Source organism: Acinetobacter sp. P1(2023), assembly GCF_028367635.1.
Classification (GTDB): domain Bacteria; phylum Pseudomonadota; class Gammaproteobacteria; order Pseudomonadales; family Moraxellaceae; genus Acinetobacter; species Acinetobacter pittii_E.
Genome location: NZ_JAQNDD010000012.1, coordinates 44131 through 61175 on the forward strand (window position 1 = coordinate 44131; position 17045 = coordinate 61175).

General features: G+C 38.3%; 17 protein-coding genes. 10 read left to right on the forward strand and 7 right to left on the reverse strand.

Annotated features, from left to right (window positions below; translation table 11 throughout):
• Positions 1 to 32 precede the first annotated feature (32 nt).
• Both POD11_RS15725 and POD11_RS15730 read left to right on the forward strand, forming a co-directional pair.
• Positions 33 to 944, forward strand: coding sequence for a polyprenyl synthetase family protein (locus POD11_RS15725; protein WP_262457857.1), 912 nt, complete (start codon positions 33 to 35; stop codon positions 942 to 944).
• 57 nt (positions 945 to 1001) lie between these two features.
• Entirely contained in the window at positions 1002 to 1370 is a 369-nt protein-coding gene (locus POD11_RS15730) for an MmcQ/YjbR family DNA-binding protein (RefSeq protein WP_262457858.1), read from the forward strand.
• Between the two features lie 69 nt (positions 1371 to 1439).
• Here the strand turns inward: POD11_RS15730 and POD11_RS15735 are convergent, their stop codons facing one another.
• From POD11_RS15735 to POD11_RS15750, 4 genes are all read right to left on the reverse strand, one after another.
• Positions 1440 to 2294, reverse strand: coding sequence for an SPFH domain-containing protein (locus POD11_RS15735; protein ID WP_016143171.1), 855 nt, complete (start codon positions 2292 to 2294; stop codon positions 1440 to 1442).
• A 28-nt stretch (positions 2295 to 2322) separates the two neighbouring features.
• Positions 2323 to 2784, reverse strand: coding sequence for an NfeD family protein (locus tag POD11_RS15740; RefSeq protein ID WP_016143172.1), 462 nt, complete (start codon positions 2782 to 2784; stop codon positions 2323 to 2325).
• Positions 2785 to 2889: 105 nt separating this feature from the next.
• The gene (locus POD11_RS15745; RefSeq protein ID WP_014207516.1) at positions 2890 to 3807 is read right to left on the reverse strand and encodes a patatin-like phospholipase family protein; all 918 of its coding nucleotides are present in this window, start codon (positions 3805 to 3807) and stop codon (positions 2890 to 2892) included.
• Between the two features lie 66 nt (positions 3808 to 3873).
• Positions 3874 to 4500 carry a lysophospholipid acyltransferase family protein gene (locus tag POD11_RS15750; RefSeq protein WP_262457859.1) on the reverse strand — a complete coding sequence of 209 codons (627 nt, stop codon included), beginning with the start codon at positions 4498 to 4500 and terminating at the stop codon, positions 3874 to 3876.
• A 128-nt stretch (positions 4501 to 4628) separates the two neighbouring features.
• On the opposite strand from POD11_RS15750, the gene POD11_RS15755 reads away from it, so the two are divergent.
• The 6 genes from POD11_RS15755 (at position 4629) to POD11_RS15780 (ending at position 11619) form a co-directional block, all read left to right on the forward strand.
• The gene (locus POD11_RS15755; RefSeq protein ID WP_262457860.1) at positions 4629 to 5888 is read left to right on the forward strand and encodes an MFS transporter; all 1260 of its coding nucleotides are present in this window, start codon (positions 4629 to 4631) and stop codon (positions 5886 to 5888) included.
• A gap of 73 nt (positions 5889 to 5961) precedes the next feature.
• The gene (locus POD11_RS15760) at positions 5962 to 6153 is read left to right on the forward strand and encodes a hypothetical protein (RefSeq protein ID WP_025470461.1); all 192 of its coding nucleotides are present in this window, start codon (positions 5962 to 5964) and stop codon (positions 6151 to 6153) included.
• 264 nt (positions 6154 to 6417) lie between these two features.
• Positions 6418 to 7743 carry a DcaP family trimeric outer membrane transporter gene (locus POD11_RS15765; RefSeq protein ID WP_262457861.1) on the forward strand — a complete coding sequence of 442 codons (1326 nt, stop codon included), beginning with the start codon at positions 6418 to 6420 and terminating at the stop codon, positions 7741 to 7743.
• Positions 7744 to 7921: 178 nt separating this feature from the next.
• On the forward strand, positions 7922 to 9571 hold the full coding sequence (locus POD11_RS15770; protein ID WP_262457863.1) for a phosphoethanolamine transferase: 1650 nt from the start codon (positions 7922 to 7924) through the stop codon (positions 9569 to 9571).
• A 14-nt stretch (positions 9572 to 9585) separates the two neighbouring features.
• Positions 9586 to 10260, forward strand: a complete 675-nt coding sequence (locus POD11_RS15775; protein WP_002116411.1) for a DNA-binding response regulator PmrA — start codon at positions 9586 to 9588, stop codon at positions 10258 to 10260.
• A gap of 24 nt (positions 10261 to 10284) precedes the next feature.
• The gene (locus POD11_RS15780) at positions 10285 to 11619 is read left to right on the forward strand and encodes a sensor histidine kinase (RefSeq protein ID WP_224992879.1); all 1335 of its coding nucleotides are present in this window, start codon (positions 10285 to 10287) and stop codon (positions 11617 to 11619) included.
• A 2-nt stretch (positions 11620 to 11621) separates the two neighbouring features.
• On the opposite strand, the gene POD11_RS15785 is transcribed toward POD11_RS15780, so the two are convergent.
• The 3 genes from POD11_RS15785 to POD11_RS15795 all read right to left on the reverse strand — a co-directional run bounded on the left by POD11_RS15785 (position 11622) and on the right by POD11_RS15795 (position 14843).
• Positions 11622 to 12329 carry a phosphatase PAP2 family protein gene (locus tag POD11_RS15785; RefSeq protein WP_262457866.1) on the reverse strand — a complete coding sequence of 236 codons (708 nt, stop codon included), beginning with the start codon at positions 12327 to 12329 and terminating at the stop codon, positions 11622 to 11624.
• Positions 12330 to 12468: 139 nt separating this feature from the next.
• Positions 12469 to 13656: an ammonium transporter gene (locus tag POD11_RS15790; protein WP_262457868.1), complete on the reverse strand. Its 1188-nt coding sequence runs from the start codon at positions 13654 to 13656 to the stop codon at positions 12469 to 12471.
• A 302-nt stretch (positions 13657 to 13958) separates the two neighbouring features.
• Entirely contained in the window at positions 13959 to 14843 is an 885-nt protein-coding gene (locus POD11_RS15795) for a LysR family transcriptional regulator (RefSeq protein WP_262457870.1), read from the reverse strand.
• Between the two features lie 116 nt (positions 14844 to 14959).
• Between POD11_RS15795 and POD11_RS15800 the strand changes: the two genes are divergently transcribed.
• Positions 14960 to 15865: an AEC family transporter gene (locus POD11_RS15800; RefSeq protein WP_262457872.1), complete on the forward strand. Its 906-nt coding sequence runs from the start codon at positions 14960 to 14962 to the stop codon at positions 15863 to 15865.
• 96 nt (positions 15866 to 15961) lie between these two features.
• Positions 15962 to 16978 (forward strand): molecular chaperone DnaJ, encoded by a 1017-nt coding sequence (locus tag POD11_RS15805; protein WP_262457874.1) that lies wholly within the window; start codon positions 15962 to 15964, stop codon positions 16976 to 16978.
• Positions 16979 to 17045 lie beyond the last annotated feature (67 nt).

The following is a 17045-nucleotide window of genomic DNA, read 5'->3' on the forward strand; positions in this document are numbered from 1 at the left end:
AAAATTTCTCTACTGATTTTATCGAGGCGACTGTGTCATCACTCTCTCAAGTTAATGCGGATGTTTTAAAACAAGCTCAACAACGTATTCAACAAGATTTATTGACGACACTGGCCGCATTCTCAATTCCAGAGCCTTTAAAAGGCGCAGTACATCATGCAGTTATGCTTGGTGGAAAGCGTGTGCGTCCGGCTTTATGTTATGCCACTGCCTCTTTACAGCCAAATCCAAATTTTGCTGCCGCTCGCCGTGCTGCGGTCGCAGTTGAACTTATTCATTGTTACTCACTAGTGCACGATGATTTGCCTTGTATGGACAATGATTTGCTTCGTCGTGGTCAACCGACTTGTCATGTTGCTTTTGGTGAAGATACTGCTTTGCTTGCAGGTGACATATTACAATCAATGGCTTTTGAGGTTTTAGGTAGCCGTTTGTTTGATGAACAAGGGCAGGGTACTGATGCCGCGATTGTATTAAAACAAATGCAGATTTTAGCAACTGCCAGCTCTAAAATGGTTTCTGGACAGGTTTTAGATTTACAATCTGAAGGCAAGCGAATTACTCAAGACGAACTTGAAAATATCCATCGCAATAAAACTGGTGCGCTCATTCAAGCGGCTATTATGATGGGTGCAGTGACCATTTTCTCTGGAACAGATCAAGCTATTCCAAAGTTACGTCAATATGGCCAGACAATTGGACTGGCTTTTCAGGTTTTAGACGATGTTCTTGATATTACTTCGAGTACTGAAACCTTGGGTAAAACTGCGGGTAAGGATGAGCAAGTACAAAAATCGACGTACCCAGCCTTAATGGGACTTGAGCAAGCAAAAAACTATGCTAAAGAATTACATGATCAAGCTTTTGAAGCTTTAGGTCATTTTGGTGACGATGCAAAAGAATTAGTCGATATCTCACAATTCCTTTTAGCTCGTACCAATTAATAAGATTAAATCAATATTCATGCTTCTATTCATATTCAATGAATAAAGGAGAAAAGAATGAATGGTGCTCAGCTTCATCAAAATGCAATTGAAATTGCACGAAATCTTCCTTTTAGTGTGCAAACTCATCCATTTGGGCCTGAATATGAAGTTTTTAAAATATTAGAAAAAATATTCATGCTGACTACAGAAGTCGCGGGTGTCAAAATGATTAATGTCAAATGTGATCCGTATAAAAGTCAGGAATATCAAGAACTCTATTCATTTATTATTCCGGGCTATCATATGAATAAAAAGCACTGGATTTCGATTACACCGCATAAGAACTTAACAAGTGATTTACTTCAAGATTTGATTCATGATTCTTATGATTTAGTCGTGAAAAAACTTCCTTTGAAGGATCAGAAAAAATTAAAAAACCAATAATATAAAATATAAAAACGGTGGCATGATGGCCACCGTTTTGCTTTCAATAACTTATTTAAAGTAACTGAATTAATTATGTTTTCCCATAATGCCGCGAATTGTATTTAAAACATCGGCAGGTAAAACCACAGTTTTAGCATTGCTTGATTTCGCCATATCTTGCATTGCTTTGACATACTGCTCACCTAACAGGTAAGCAACAGGTGTTTCTTTATCACCCACTGCACTTGTGACCATCTCAATCGCTTTTTGTGAAGCTTCAGCCAAAACAACTTGTGCTTCTGCATCACGGCGAGAGGCTTCTAAGCGACCGTCAGCCTCTAAAATAGCAGCTTGTTTTTCACCATCAGCTCTCGTTACTGTCGCACGGCGTTGACGTTCTGCCGCAGCTTGAGCTTCCATGGCAGCTTGCATGGTTGAAGAGGGTTGAATATCTTGAATTTCAACAGTTTTTAAAGTAATACCCCAATCTGAAATATCATCAGAAATAGCTGCTTTTAACTTAGCTTTAATATGGTCTCGTGAAGACAAGGCATCATCTAGATCCATTTCACCGACAATAGAACGTAATGAAGTTTGTACAAGGTTTTGAATTGCCCATGTATAGTTTTCAATACCATAAACTGCTTTTTCTGGTGTGGTTAAATTAATATATGCCACAGCATTCATGAGCAATACCGCATTGTCACGTGTAATCACTTCTTGAGAAGGGATATCTAACACAATATCTTTAGTGGTAACTTTATAAGCCACATCATCGACATAGGGAATCACAAAATTAAGCCCTGGATTTAGGGTAGAGTGATATTTACCTAAACGTTGAACAATCCACTTATAACCCTGAGGAACAATGCGAACCCCTTTAAAAATAGTGATAGCCACAAAAGCCAAAAAGGCTAAAACAATAATAGTACCAACTGGCATGAAAATACCCTCTCTTTATCTTTAATGTTTATGAAGTACCGTGGGACTGGACAATTAAGTCATTACCCGAAATATCAATAACTCTAACGCGGTCACCGACTTTGACTGGAGTAGTACTTCGACAGTTCCATTCATCGGCTCCTAAAATAGGCATTGGAAAGCGAACAATAATTTGATCATGATCAAGACCGGTTTGAATCACCATCCCAATTTGACCAATAGTCGCTTCACGGGGTAATCCCGCTTTAGTTTTATCAATTGATAATGGTTTAATAAATTTGAACCAAAGAATGGTGCATAGCACTGAAAGAACTATCCACAATACAATTTGCGTTGTGAGGCTAATATCTGGAAATAACCAGTAGAGAAAGCACACCATAATGGCGGCAATACCAAACCAAAGCGCGGCAAAGGCGGGTAGAATCAGTTCAGAAAGAATAAGTAAGATACCCAATACAAACCAGTGCCAAGGTTGTATAACAAACTCCATAGATCTGCTCTTTTATATATCTTTATGATGGGTAAAAGTGACTCAATATCACTTTTACCACTGTAGCAGATGATGGGGAGTGTGGATAGAAAAAAACCACCTCAATTAAAATTTAGGGCGTGGTGCGGGTTTAAATGCAGCTGGAGATTTTTTGAAGTTTGCAATTGCGGTTTCGACTTGGCGTATTTGCGCTTGAGCAGCTTTTTCACCTTCCAAAATTGCTTGATTACTTGACTTGAGATCAAGCGTACCTAAGTGGCCCACTTTAGGTTGAATCACTACATTGGCTTGCTTGAGTTCTTCATTAATACTTTGTTGACCCATAATATTAATGGTTTGATCCAGTAATCCCCACATATTGGCTGGGCGGTTCCCTGCTGGACGCGCAGAAATATCAACCGCAATCACAATATCAGCACCCATATCACGAGCGGTTTTAACAGGAATTGGGCTAACCAATCCACCATCTACATATTTCTGCTTGCCAATTGTTGCCGGTACAAACACATTTGGAATACTACAAGATGCACGTACGGCTTGGCCTGCATTACCTTTAATAAAGTCAGCTTTTTGACCATTATCAAGGCGCGTTGCGACCGCTGCAAAACGAATTGGAAATTTCTCAATTGGTTTGTTGCCTACGTTACGGTTAACGTAGTCCTGTAACTTTTGTCCAAGAATAATACCCTGACGGTTGAGTGTTAAATCGCGGATATCCGATTCTTGTAACTTCAGCGCTAAACTTTGCAATTGATAAGGCGTTTGTCCACTTGCGTAGATACTTCCCACAAAGCTACCAGCACTCGTACCTGTCACAATTTTAGGTTTAATTCCGTGAGACTCTAAAACCTTGATTACACCAATATGTGAAAATCCTTTTGCTCCACCGCCACCTAAAGCAAGTGCAATCACAGGTTCACGGGCTTTCATTGAGGTTGTCGGTGTTGGTGTTTTGCTAAATTTATCACAGCCAAAGAGTGCTAGAGAGATAAATCCAATACTGGCAAATTGAGCAATTTTCATCTTTAAAAATAATCTACGTCGAGATAAATTAAGAAGGGCCATAAGACCAGATTTGCTCAATTTTTGCTAGGTTTTTTTCACTAGATTTTGTAAAGGTTCAGCGAGCCAATTGCGATTTTTGGGTGATATTTTTCCTTCATAACGCTCAAAAATCTTAGCGAGATCTTCATCATAGTTACCACTAGGATTTAAGTGCCCTAAGCAGTGAATCATCTTGCGGTCATAATCGAAAGAAAACATCACAATGGGAATATTGGCTTTTGCAGCAATATGGTAAAAACCACTTTTCATTTTTTTTGCTTTTTTACGTGTGCCTTCGGGTGCCATTCCAATCCAGATCTTGTCATGTTTTTGTATGGTGGCAACGACTTGTTCTGTCAGTCCATTGGCCGTGTCACGTTTAACAGGAATGACTCCAGCCCAATCTAAAGCTCGTTTAAAAGGTGGTTTAAAAAGAGCGTCTTTACCTAATACTGTAATTTGGATACCTAATCCGAAAATCGCAAGAAAGCCATACCACCCATCAATATTGGAGGTATGGGGAGAAATAATCGCGACTGCTTTTGGAAAATTGGGAACTTCGCCTTCAATTGTCCAACCTTGTGCTAAAAAAAGTTTCTTGAATAGCGCCCGGCTTAAAGCAGTGCCACGTTGAGGTACCAAATCAGGTAAATTAGGGAAATGTTGATCCATATTTTTTTAAATTTTAACTTGTCCTCGTTTTATCTTAATCTTTTGAAATATATGCTTCATTGGCAAAATGTAAGAACAACATGACATTTGATGTTATTCCTCATTAAACAAATAAAAAGTAGGTTTCTATGGTGCGGCAGCAAAATCTTTATCTTCTGCTATTTTCTTTATATTGGGCACAAGGACTGCCTGTTGGGTTTATGACGCACGCTTTACCCGTGATCTTAAGAGCAGAAGGAGTTTCACTCGCCCATATTGGTGGTTTTGGCTTATTAATGCTGCCTTGGTCAATCAAGATTTTTTGGGCGCCATGGGTTGATCGATACGCACTTTCCCGTTTAGGACACTATCGTAGTTGGATATTACCTACGCAGTTTTTGACGGTAGGTGTGCTGTGTATTTTGTCTTTTTTCCCCGTTCAAGCTTTAGATCAGCCCATTTATTTATTCGCCTTTTTCATTTCACTTCTTTTTATGAATTTAACAGGAGCAACCCAAGATATTGCGACCGATGCTTTAGCAGTCAATTTATTGAAACATGATCAACAACATTGGGGGAATACATTTCAGGTCATTGGTTCGCGGTTAGGTTTTATTGTCGGTGGAGGCGCCGTACTTTGGTGTTTAGACTGGCTGACATGGCAACCTACTTTTTTGCTATTAGCAACCATAGTATTTTTAAATACTTTACCCGTTTTATTATTTAAAGAGCCTCAACACACTTCTCATTTAAATGAAGAACCCAAACTTGGCCAACAAAATTTAATTCTAAAAATTAAAGCCTATTTGGGATATTTCTCCCAAAGTAAAGAGCTCCGTTCTTGGTTAATAGTACTCATCACTTTTAAAGTAGCGGACGGTTTAGCGGGACCATTACTCAAACCATTAATGGTGGATATGGGGTTAAGTTTTACACAAATTGGTGTTTATATCACGATGCTCGGTGCAGTAGCGGCGCTGATAGGGGCCGCAGTAGCAGGATGGGGGCTTAAATACTTTTCAAGGTCAACAGCTTTAATTGTTTTTTCAGTCTTTAAAATTATAAGTTTAGGAGCCTATGCTTACTTAGCCTATACCTATGAACAAAAAATTCAGCTCAATGTCTGGGCTATCTATATAGTAAATGCTTTAGAAGACGCCTTCTCGGCAATGTTGTTGGTGGTTATGTTGACTCTAGTCATGCATTACAGTCGTAAAGAATATGCGGGAACAGATTTTACCTTTCAAGTATCAGTCATGGCGACTGTGAGTGGTCTCCTTTATAGTTGTAGTGGGGTGATTGGTGATGTACTTGGTTATTTCCATTATTTGATAGCTATTGTCACTATTGGACTAATCACTTTACTGCCTATTTATCTCTGGAAACATGAAAAACTACAGGAAAATTAATGTTAACTAAATGAAATAAAGAAACTTAATATTGCTTAAGCCATGATCAAGCCTAGATCTACTACCTTGGTCTATGTTTTTAAAAATGTATATTTTTAGCTATTTAAATGCGCTATTAATTGTGCCATCTTGTGTGGGTAGCAAATGGAAGCTAACTGGAGAAAAAATGGACTTCGATAACAAGAAAAATCATGTGAATCAATCAAAATCGGCAGAAAAATGTTCAATTAGATTGGATATTAGCCTAAAGTCTAAAAAAGAATAATGAAATAACGATTTAATCATTCTATAAGATAAGAGAGTTGTGTAGGATTCGTTACAACATGAAGTTAAGGTAAAAATCTGTAAAACAAAGTATGTCTTTGGTTATAGGCTTTAGTCTTGCACAGCGTTGAAATTGGTTTTGGTTGCGGTAATAAAATTAATGTAACCAAAGTGGAGGAGAGTTGATTTTTTAGCCCCTTAATTTAATGGCGTAAATCAACTTGGCATGGATAGGCAACATAAAATATATTTTTAGGAGTTCTTGATGGATCTATTCCTTAATCGTAAATCTTTCGTTATTAAAAGTTTAGCTCTTACAGTAACAGCTTTAATGATGAGTGGGGCACATGCTGCAACTTCCGACAAAGCGGAAATTCAACAGCTTCGTAAAGAAGTAGAAGCACTTAAAGCTTTAATTCAACAACAACAGCAAGTACAGCAACAACAACAGCAAGTACAGCAACAACAGCAAGTACAACTCGCTGAGGTTAAAGCACAACCTGTTGCTGCGCCAGTTTCACCTTTAGCAGGATTTAAATCTAAAGCTGGCGCTGATGTGAATCTATATGGTTTTGTTCGTGGCGACGCTAATTATATTATTGAAGGTGCTGATAACGACTTTGGTAAAGTAGCTGAATCAAAAGGCGAAGCAAAAGACAAAATTCGTGCAACTGCTAAAACAACTCGTCTAGGCTTAGATTTCACAGCTCCAGTAAATGATGCCAAAGTCGGTGGTAAACTCGAAGTTGACTTTGCTGGTTCAACAACAGATTCAAATGGCTCATTGCGTGTTCGTCATGCTTATGTAACATATAATAACTGGTTATTTGGTCAAACAACTTCAAACTTCTTAGCTAATCATGCACCAGAAATGATCGACTTCTCGACAAACATTGGTGGTGGTACTACTCGTGTTCCACAAGTACGCTATAACTACAAACTAGGACCAGCAACACAATTGTTTGTAGCGGCTGAAAAAGGTGATAGCACTGGTCTTACTGGTACAAAAGATACAGATGGTAGCTGGGTAAATGACAGTATTAAATATAGTTTGCCAGTATTAACTGCTAAAATCACTCAAGGCTATGCAGATGGTAAAGGTTCTGCTTCAGCTCGTGCATTAGTTGAAAACTATAAATCAAAAGCTGGCGGTGATAACCAAACTGGTTGGGGTGTAGCTGTTGGTACAGACTTTAAAGTATCTGATCCTTTAAAACTATTTGCTGATGCATCTTATGTTGTAGGTAACAGCAACTACTTATATGGTAGTAATAAGGCCTATACAATCGTAAATGGTGATATTGAGCAAAATGAATTTGTAGCCGTACAAGTGGGTGGAACTTATAAGATTTTACCTAACTTACGTTCGACTTTAGCTTACGGCGCTCAATTCTCTGATGACGGCACTGATTATGCTAAAGCATATGCAGCTGGTAATGAAAAAGTTCAACAAGCATGGATTAACTTCATTTATACACCAGTTAAACCAATTGATTTAGGTGTTGAATACGTTAACGGTAAGCGTGATACATTTGATGGTAAGTCTTACAAAGATAACCGTGTTGGTTTAATGGCTAAATATAGTTTCTAAGAACAATATTTAGTTAAAAATTAAAAAAGGCGAGGTTAATGAATCTCGCCTTTTTGTTATTTAAAATTTAAAAATAAAGATGCCGTAAGGCCTTTGGATTAGATCATTTTTTATTTAAGTCATTTTTAAGTTTCAATTTCTACATTAGAGCATCATAAAAAGATTGTAGTCGTCCGAGATGCTGAATTTCTTTTCTACATTAAAAAATAAACAGGTTTCACTGTTTATGTTTAATTTAATTTTAGCTATTTGGTTAGGGGCCATTCTCAATATTGGTTTCTTCCATAGCATTGATATTTTAACTCCATATTTTGGAGTAAAGGCTATTCTATTTTTAGCTGCTACAGTAGTTATTGTGGTCGCTGCTTACTATGCGCTTTTACAAATTTTAAACTGGAAATGGACGGCTAAACTTTTTGCAATTTTGCTGGTCGTGATTGGTGGTTTTAGCTCTTATTTTGTAAATACGTTAGGTGTAATCATCTCGCCAGATCAGATTCAAAATATGATACAAACTGATGTATCTGAAGTTTCTGATTTAATTTCATTACGTTTTGGGCTTTGGACAATTTTCTTTGTGGTTTTACCTATTATTTTAATTACGCAGGTAAAACTTAAAAAGGAAAAAGTATCTTATTTATTGATGAAAAAGCTTGGTTCGATTGTTGGTTCATGTGCAATCGTTGGTGTTTTATTATTTGTTTATTATGTTGATTTCGCATCTATTTTTCGTGAACATCGTGATTTGAAAGGTATGATCTCACCACAAAATAGTATTTCATCTTTAATGTCTTATTATCACAAAATGGCACCTAAAAAGAACCTGCCACTCATACATTATGGTGAGGATGCTCATCAAGTTCAGCAAGTACAAAACAACTTGCCTAAATTAATGGTTTTGGTGGTAGGCGAGACTGCCCGTGCGGAAAGTTTTGCATTAAATGGTTATGCTAAAAATACGAATCCAGAGCTTTCTAAACAAGATATTTTGAATTTTTCACAAGTCAGCTCATGCGGTACAGCAACTGCTGTGTCAGTTCCATGCATGTTCTCTGGTATGCCACGCGTTGACTATGATGAACAACTTGCAAGTCATCGTGAAGGTCTATTGGACATTGCCAAACGAGCGGGTTACCAAGTGACTTGGATTGATAATAATTCTGGTTGTAAGGGCGCGTGTGATCGTGTTGAGCAGTACCCGATATCAGAAAAGTTAAAGCAAAAATGGTGTAAAGACGGCGAATGCTATGATGATATTTTAATTGATAGCTTAAATGAGTATTTAGCAACTATTCCTAAAGAAGATACCCGTCCACGGCTCATTGTTTTACATCAAGTTGGAAGTCATGGCCCAGCCTATTACAAACGTGCGCCTGCTCAATATCAACCGTTTAAACCGACTTGTGATACTAATGCGATACAGGGCTGTTCTCAAACAGAGTTATTGAATAGTTATGATGATACGATTGTGTATACAGATCATGTGTTAAGTCAGTTGATTGATAATTTAAAAGAAATATCGAAATATCAAACAGGTTTATGGTATTTATCTGATCATGGTGAATCAACTGGTGAACATGGTTTATATTTACATGGTTCACCGTATGCAATTGCACCGAGTCAACAAACACATGTACCAATGATTATGTGGTTCTCTGATAAATGGAAACAACACAATTTTGCACAAGTAAGTTGTTTAAGCCAACAAACAAAAGAAACGTTAAGTCAGGATAATTTATTCCCAAGCTTATTAAGCTTGTTAGGCGTAAAAACTCAGGTCATCAACCCTCAACTGGATATGCTGCACTCGTGTGCCCATGTGAATTAAAGCGAGCTTAAAACATGACAAAAATCTTGATGATTGAAGATGATTTTATGATTGCAGAATCAACAATAACGTTGCTGCAATATCATCAATTTGAGGTGGAATGGGTCAATAATGGCTTAGATGGTCTGGCTCAGTTAGCTAAAAATAAATTCGATTTAATTCTTTTAGACTTAGGGCTACCGATGATGGATGGCATGCAAGTCTTAAAGCAAATTCGCCAAAGAGCAGCGACACCAGTTTTAATTATTTCAGCACGAGATCAGTTACAAAACCGCGTGGATGGCTTAAACCATGGCGCAGATGATTACCTGATCAAACCCTATGAGTTTGATGAGTTACTTGCTCGTATTCACGCGCTATTACGCCGTAGTGGGGTAGAGGCTCAGCTTGCCAATCATGAGCAGCTATTACAAAGTGGTGATCTGGTTTTAAATGTTGAACAGCACATTGCTACTTTTAAAGGTCAACGTATTGATTTGTCCAATCGTGAATGGGCGATTCTTATTCCTTTGATGAGCCACCCAAATAAAATCTTTTCTAAAGCAAATCTTGAAGATAAGTTATATGATTTCGATAGCGATGTAACCAGTAATACGATTGAAGTATATGTGCATCACTTGAGAGCTAAACTCGGGAAAGACTTTATTCGAACGATTCGAGGGCTGGGTTACCGTTTAGGGCAATCGTAACTTAAATTTTGGAACTTCTTAACAGTGCATTATTCATTAAAAAAACGACTGATTTGGGGCACCTCAATTTTCAGTGTCATCTTAGGTTGTATATTAATTTTTAGTGCTTATAAGGTTGCACTTCAAGAAGTCGATGAAATTTTAGATACGCAAATGCGATATTTAGCTGAAAGAACAGCTGAATATCCATTGAAAACGGTAAGCAGTGAGTTTGATTTTCATAAAACTTATCATGAAGAAGATCTATTTGTAGATATTTGGGCTTATAAAGACCAAGCCCATTTATCTCATCACCTTCACTTATTGGTTCCACCCGTTACACAAGCAGGCTTTTATTCGCATAAAACTAGTCAAGGTTTAATCCGTACTTATGTTTTGCCATTAAAGGATTATCAAATCCAGATTAGCCAACAAGAAAAAGTCCGTGAAGCTTTTGCTTGGGAGCTTGCGGGCAGTATGTTTATTCCATATTTGATTATTTTACCTTTTGCGATTTTTGCTTTAGCTGCAATTATTCGTCGAGGTTTAAAGCCGATCGATGACTTTAAAAATGAACTGTCTCACCGTGACTCAGAAGAGCTGACACCTATTGAAGTTGTGGATTATCCTCAAGAACTGTTACCCACAATTGATGAAATGAACCGTCTTTTTGAGCGTATTTCTAAAGCACAAAATGAACAGAAACAGTTTATTGCAGATGCTGCTCATGAACTTCGAACTCCTGTGACTGCTTTAAATTTACAGACCAAGATTTTAATTAGTCAGTTTCCTGAGCATGAATCACTGCAAAATTTGAGTAAAGGATTAGCACGTATTCAGCATTTAGTGACGCAGCTTTTAGCTCTGGCTAAGCAGGATGTCTCTTTAAGTGTGATTGAACCGACGAAGGCTTTTCAACTCAATGATGTGGCTTTAAACTGCGTTGAGCAGCTTGTTAATCTGGCTATGCAAAAAGAAATTGACTTAGGGTTTGTTCGTAACGAACCAATTGAAATGCATAGTGTCGAGCCAACAGTTCATTCAATTATTTTTAACTTAATTGATAACGCTATCAAATATACGCCTCATGAAGGGATGATCAATATTTCTGTTTTCACTGCTACAGATGGAGATGCATGTATACAAATTGAAGATAGCGGGGCGGGGATTGACCCAGAGCATTATGATAAAGTACTAAAACGTTTTTATCGTGTACATCACCACCTTGAGGTTGGCAGTGGTTTGGGGCTATCGATTGTAGATCGAGCGACTCAGCGCTTAGGTGGGACTCTGACATTAGACAGAAGCTTAGAGCTTGGTGGACTTTCTGTTTTGGTCAAACTTCCTAAAGTTCTCCATATTCACGAAACAAGAACTTGAGATTAGGTAAGTTCTTGTTTGATTCGTTTCTCAAATTTAAAGCGGTGAATACAAATTGCATAGAATAAGATATTCACTGCCCAAACCACCCAACCTGTCCATAAATTATGACTCAGGAAATGTGCTCCACGCATCATTTGTCCCCAACCCATCATAAAGCCCAAAATAATGCCCGCAATGAGATAAAAATAGGCACGTTTAGGTTGTTCAAGGCGATAAACAAAATAACCTGTCATTAAAATAAAACCAGCGCTTGCATGGCCGCCTGGAAAGCAATGCCCATGCTTAGCAGTGAAGTCCCATACATAACTTAAAGCAGTAGGATGAACCATATTCCAAGGGCACGCATGAGCCGATTGTGATTTTAAGAGGCCAACTATACCGCTACCAATCATACTCACAAAAAACATATAACCATATTGCCAGCGATAAAGCTTTAATTTTTCAATTTTAAATGATGCAAGCCATAGACCGAAAAAGATGACGTAAATGGTAGTAATGATTTGTTTAACAATTTCATGATTCAGTCTTTCAAGATACCAATTGTCCCGATTGAAAAAATGACCTGTTGAATCAATCCAAGGGTGGATGAAATACATGTCAATTTTTCCACCCACAGGAAAAACGATCAAAAGCAGGAAAAAACTGAAAAAAAGAAGAATGATATTAAGCTGAAAAAATTGTTTTTGTTGATTCATGCCATGCAACATCAATTAAATTGTGAGTAAAGGCATTACATAAAATTAAGCTTAAATTGCTCTTAAACTATACGAAGAAAGAAGTTCAATTTTCTTTAAAAAATAAAAAAAGCGACGAGAAGTATCGTCGCTTAGAGCACTTTAACAAGTATTAAAACATACCTTCTTCAGAGTTTGCTGAAATCTTATGAATAGATAAATCTGCACCACGGAACTCGTCTTCTTGAGATAAACGAATGCCGATAGTTGCTTTAAGCAAGCCGTAAACAATAAAGCCGCCAGCAAGTGCAATGGCTATCGCGAGCGCTGTCCCGATGAGTTGAGAGATGAATGAGACACCGCCTAAACCACCAAGCCATTGCTGACCAAATAGACCTACTGCAATACCACCAAATGCACCGCATACACCATGTAAAGGCCATACACCGAGTACATCGTCCACTTTAAGTTTGTTTTGAGTATAGGTGAATAGATATACAAACATTGCACCAGCTGCACCACCAATAATAAGCGCACTAATTGGGTGAACAATGTCAGAGCCTGCACAGATCGCAACTAAGCCTGCAAGTGGGCCGTTGTGTAAGAAACCAGGGTCATTTTTCCCAATTGCATTTGCTGTAATTGTTCCGCCGACCATTGCCATGAGCGAGTTAATGGCAACCAGACCAGAAATCGCATCAACACGCTGAGCACTCATCACGTTAAAGCCAAACCAGCCAACAATTAAAATCCATGAACCAAGCGCCAAAAAGGGAATAGAAGATGGCGGATGAGCACTTACACGGCCATCCTTCTTATAACGACCAGAACGTGCACCCAATAAAATCACGGCAGCAAGTGCAATCCAACCACCCATAGCATGCACCACGACTGAACCTGCAAAGTCATGAAAAGCTGCCCCAAAAGTTACTTCTAACCATTTTTGCAGACCGTAGTTACCATTCCAGACCATACCTTCGAAAAATGGATAAACCAGCGCAACTAAAGCGAGTGTCGCAATTGCTTGTGAACGCATTTTCGCGCGTTCAGCAATACCACCTGAAATAATGGCAGGAATTGCCGCAGCAAAAGTGAGTAAAAAGAAGCAACGCATCAGGTTGTAGCCATGATCACTTGATAAAACCGTTCCATCATGGAAGAAGTGCTGACCATACGAAATGTAATAGCCAACAAAAAAATATGCGATTGCAGAGAGAGCAAAGTCAGTCAGAATTTTACTCAGTGCGTTCACCTGATTTTTATGGCGAACCGTACCAAGTTCCAAGAATGCAAAACCTGCGTGCATGGCAAGAACCAAAACTGCACCAAGTAATAAGAAAAATAGATCTACATTTTGCATAGCATGCTCGAAAAAAGTGCTAAATTCCATTTTGGAACAAATCTGGGTCTGTAAATTGCACCAAAATAGATTTAAGGAATCTAAAAACCTAAGTTTGTCGAAACAAACTCAATTGCATAAAAGTGAATATGCAATAAGTGCACCAATTTGAATTAGAAAAGTGGTTTTTGGCGATAAATGGTGCGTCTATTTGGTTAAGATAGGGCAGTTATGGCGCTTTTTACGTTACAAGTCATCTAATGTGCTGATAAATTGACCTGAAAGAGTTCGTTATTAAAGTTTAAAAAGAATCGTTCATATTCTTAATGATCTGACCAAACTGATTGTGCGACTTCAATAAATGCTTTCACAGCAGGACTGATATGTTTTTTGTTTTTCACCGCGAGTCCAATAGAACGTTTAAGGTTCGGTTTAAAAGGGCGCTTAACCACATTTGGATAAAGTGAGAGGAACTCTTTGGTGATGACCATATCAGAGACAATGGACACCCCTAACTGGTTGTGAACCATGCTGACGATACTTAAAATTTGTGAAACATAAAATTTGATGTCTGGTTTCACATTAAAGTTTTTTAAAATTAATTCGACCTGATGTCGACTACCCGCCATTGTCATAATGAAAGGGCAGTTTTCTAGCTGTGCTGGATCAATGTAGAGCTGCTCTGCGAGTGGGTAACCATTTGGAATTAGGGCAACAAAACGGTCTTCAATTAAGGGAAATGTATCGAAGCGCTCATCGGGCATAATTAAAAAACCAACCTCGATGCGCCGTTCTAATAACCACTGAGCAACTTCTTTATCTTCACCTTCATCAATATAAATTTCGATTTTTGGGTAGCGTTGCCGAAAGGCTTCTAAAATTTCAGGCAATAAATAAATAGAGGATGAAGCCCCAAAAGACCCTATACGTAAAGTTCCTTCATTTAAACCGTGGATGGCAGCCACTTCTTTTTCTAAGGTATCAGAAATACTCAATAACTCTTTTACATGTGTAAGAAGCTGTTGACCTGTCGTGGTGAGCTCAATATCACTCTGGGCTCTTGAAATCAGGTTAATGCCCCATTGTTGTTCTAATGATTTAAGCGCATGGGAAACTGCCGACTGTGAAATGCCCAATTTTTCAGCGGTAGCAGTAAAGCTTTTTAGTTCAGCAATGAGTGCAAAAATTTCAAGCTGGGTAAAGGTCATGTTGTATTTGTTATGAGTAAAAACTCATTTTATCATGAGTTTTCATTATCTTTAATATATGAGTAAACCAAGGTAGTTGCCAAAAATAGCAAGCCCCACCAAACTCGAGTAAAGAAATGAATAGCATTGTTTTATCTCTTTTTCCCTTAGTTGCATTAATTGCATCGGGATACCTGTTTAAAAAATATCGTTTTTTTAGCGATGAGTTTTGGGCTGGGGCAGAGAAGCTGAATTACTATATTTTATTTCCCGCTTTGCTTTTCAGTACGCTATCGACCGCAAAAATTGACTTACAAAGCTTGAGTACAGCCATTATTGCAATGTTGATTGTGGTTTTAACAGTGACCGCCTTTTTATACATAATCCGAATGTTTTGGCACATACCACCCACACGTTTTGGTGTGCATGTACAAAGTATGGTTCGTTTTAATACCTATATTGGTTTGGCTTTAGTGACCTCACTTTTTAAAAGTGAAGGAATGGCAATTCTGGCAATTTTATTGGCGCTTTGCATTCCACTGGTAAACGTTATTTCGGTGCTTGCATTAACCTCTAAAGAACACATGGCAATTAAACCTGTTTTGATTGCACTCCTTAAAAACCCGTTAATTGCATCATGTGTGGTCGGGGCAGCAGTCAATGCACTTCACATCCCGATTTGGGAGGGTTTTGCTCAGTTTATTAAGCTTTTTTCAGTGTCGAGTTTGCCACTAGGTTTGTTATGTGTTGGCGCAGCTTTGCAGTTTATGCAAATTAAAAAAGACATTGTGGTATTAGCAGCAGACACGTTTGCTCGACTTTTAGCAGTGCCTGCCTTGGCTTATATGGTCTGTACGTGGTTTGATTTACCAATTTTTCAAACACAAATTTTAGTCATTTTCTTTGCGCTACCGACTGCTTCTGCTTCATACATTTTAACCAAAGTTTTAGGTGGCGATAGTCAGCTCATGGCAGCCGTGATTAGCTTTCAAACCTTATGTGCTGCGGTGACTTTACCACTGATGATTTGGTGGATTTCTTAAGATATAAATCTTTAGCCTGACTCGTATTTAAAGAATGCTTGGCTACCTTCCTCATCTGATTATTGCTACACTTTTTTCTTTTTCGGGTAGATGAGTATGTCCTTTGATCTCAAAGTCAGCTTGCAGCAAAGGTCGGAACCGTCTGCACAGCAGAAAAAACTGAATCGCCTGATTGATAAAATTGAGCAGCAAAAAATTAGCCTGAGCACATGGCAAAATGCACAAGCTGAGATTCAACAGCATATTCGGCAAAAACTGGTGCCTGTATATAGCGATTTGCATGAAGTGCTATTTCAGCAGTTAGAGCAACTCTGGAATATGTTGCATAGTCATGAGTTTTCCAAAGTAGATATACAACAACTCGATGAAAAAATTGCTCAGCTTGCACAAATGTTGAAGCGTTCCAAAATCTTATCTGCCGAACAGTTAGAGTTGGTGAAGCAAATCGATATCTTTTATCAACAACATGCAGGGGGAGTCGGTAAAAAGAATAAAAAAGCTCATTCAATAAAATTTGAATACGAAGTAAGTGCTGAGCAAAGTGCAGAGTTAGAGGAAGACTTTGAACAGTATGCGGCTGAGCAACAACAAGCGCGGGAACAGGCCAAACAGCAAAGGCAGCAACAGAAACGTGAACAAGCTGAGCAAATGGCAGCGCAGTCACTCAAAACAGTATATTTAAAAATTGCCGCGATGATTCACCCAGACCGTGAGCAAGATGAAACAAAGAAAGAAGAAAAAACTGAGCTGTTCCAACATGCAAGTCAGGCCTATGAAAAGCAGGATTTGTTTTATTTACTCAAACTCCAGTTACAACTTGAACAGAATAAAGGGTTAGGCGCTAAAGAACTATCTGCCGAGCAGTTGCGGTTTTATAAACTTGCTTTGGATGCACAAAGTCAGCAGCTTGAAAGTCAAATAGCTGAGATTTTGGATTCTTTTCAGTTAGCCAAGAATGTGAAAGCTGAGCATGTGCATATTAGTGATGTTTATAAAGCTGTAGATGCCGACTGTGCTGAGTTAAAACAGCAGGTGAAGTGGGAAAAAGAGCGGTTAAAACATATGAAAAAAGTGAGTGGGGTAGAGATGTTGTTGGGGCATGGGGTGATTTGAAACTTCTCTCCATGTTGGGGGATAGAATAATAATAAAAATCCCCTCATTAGAGGGGATTTTTTGAAT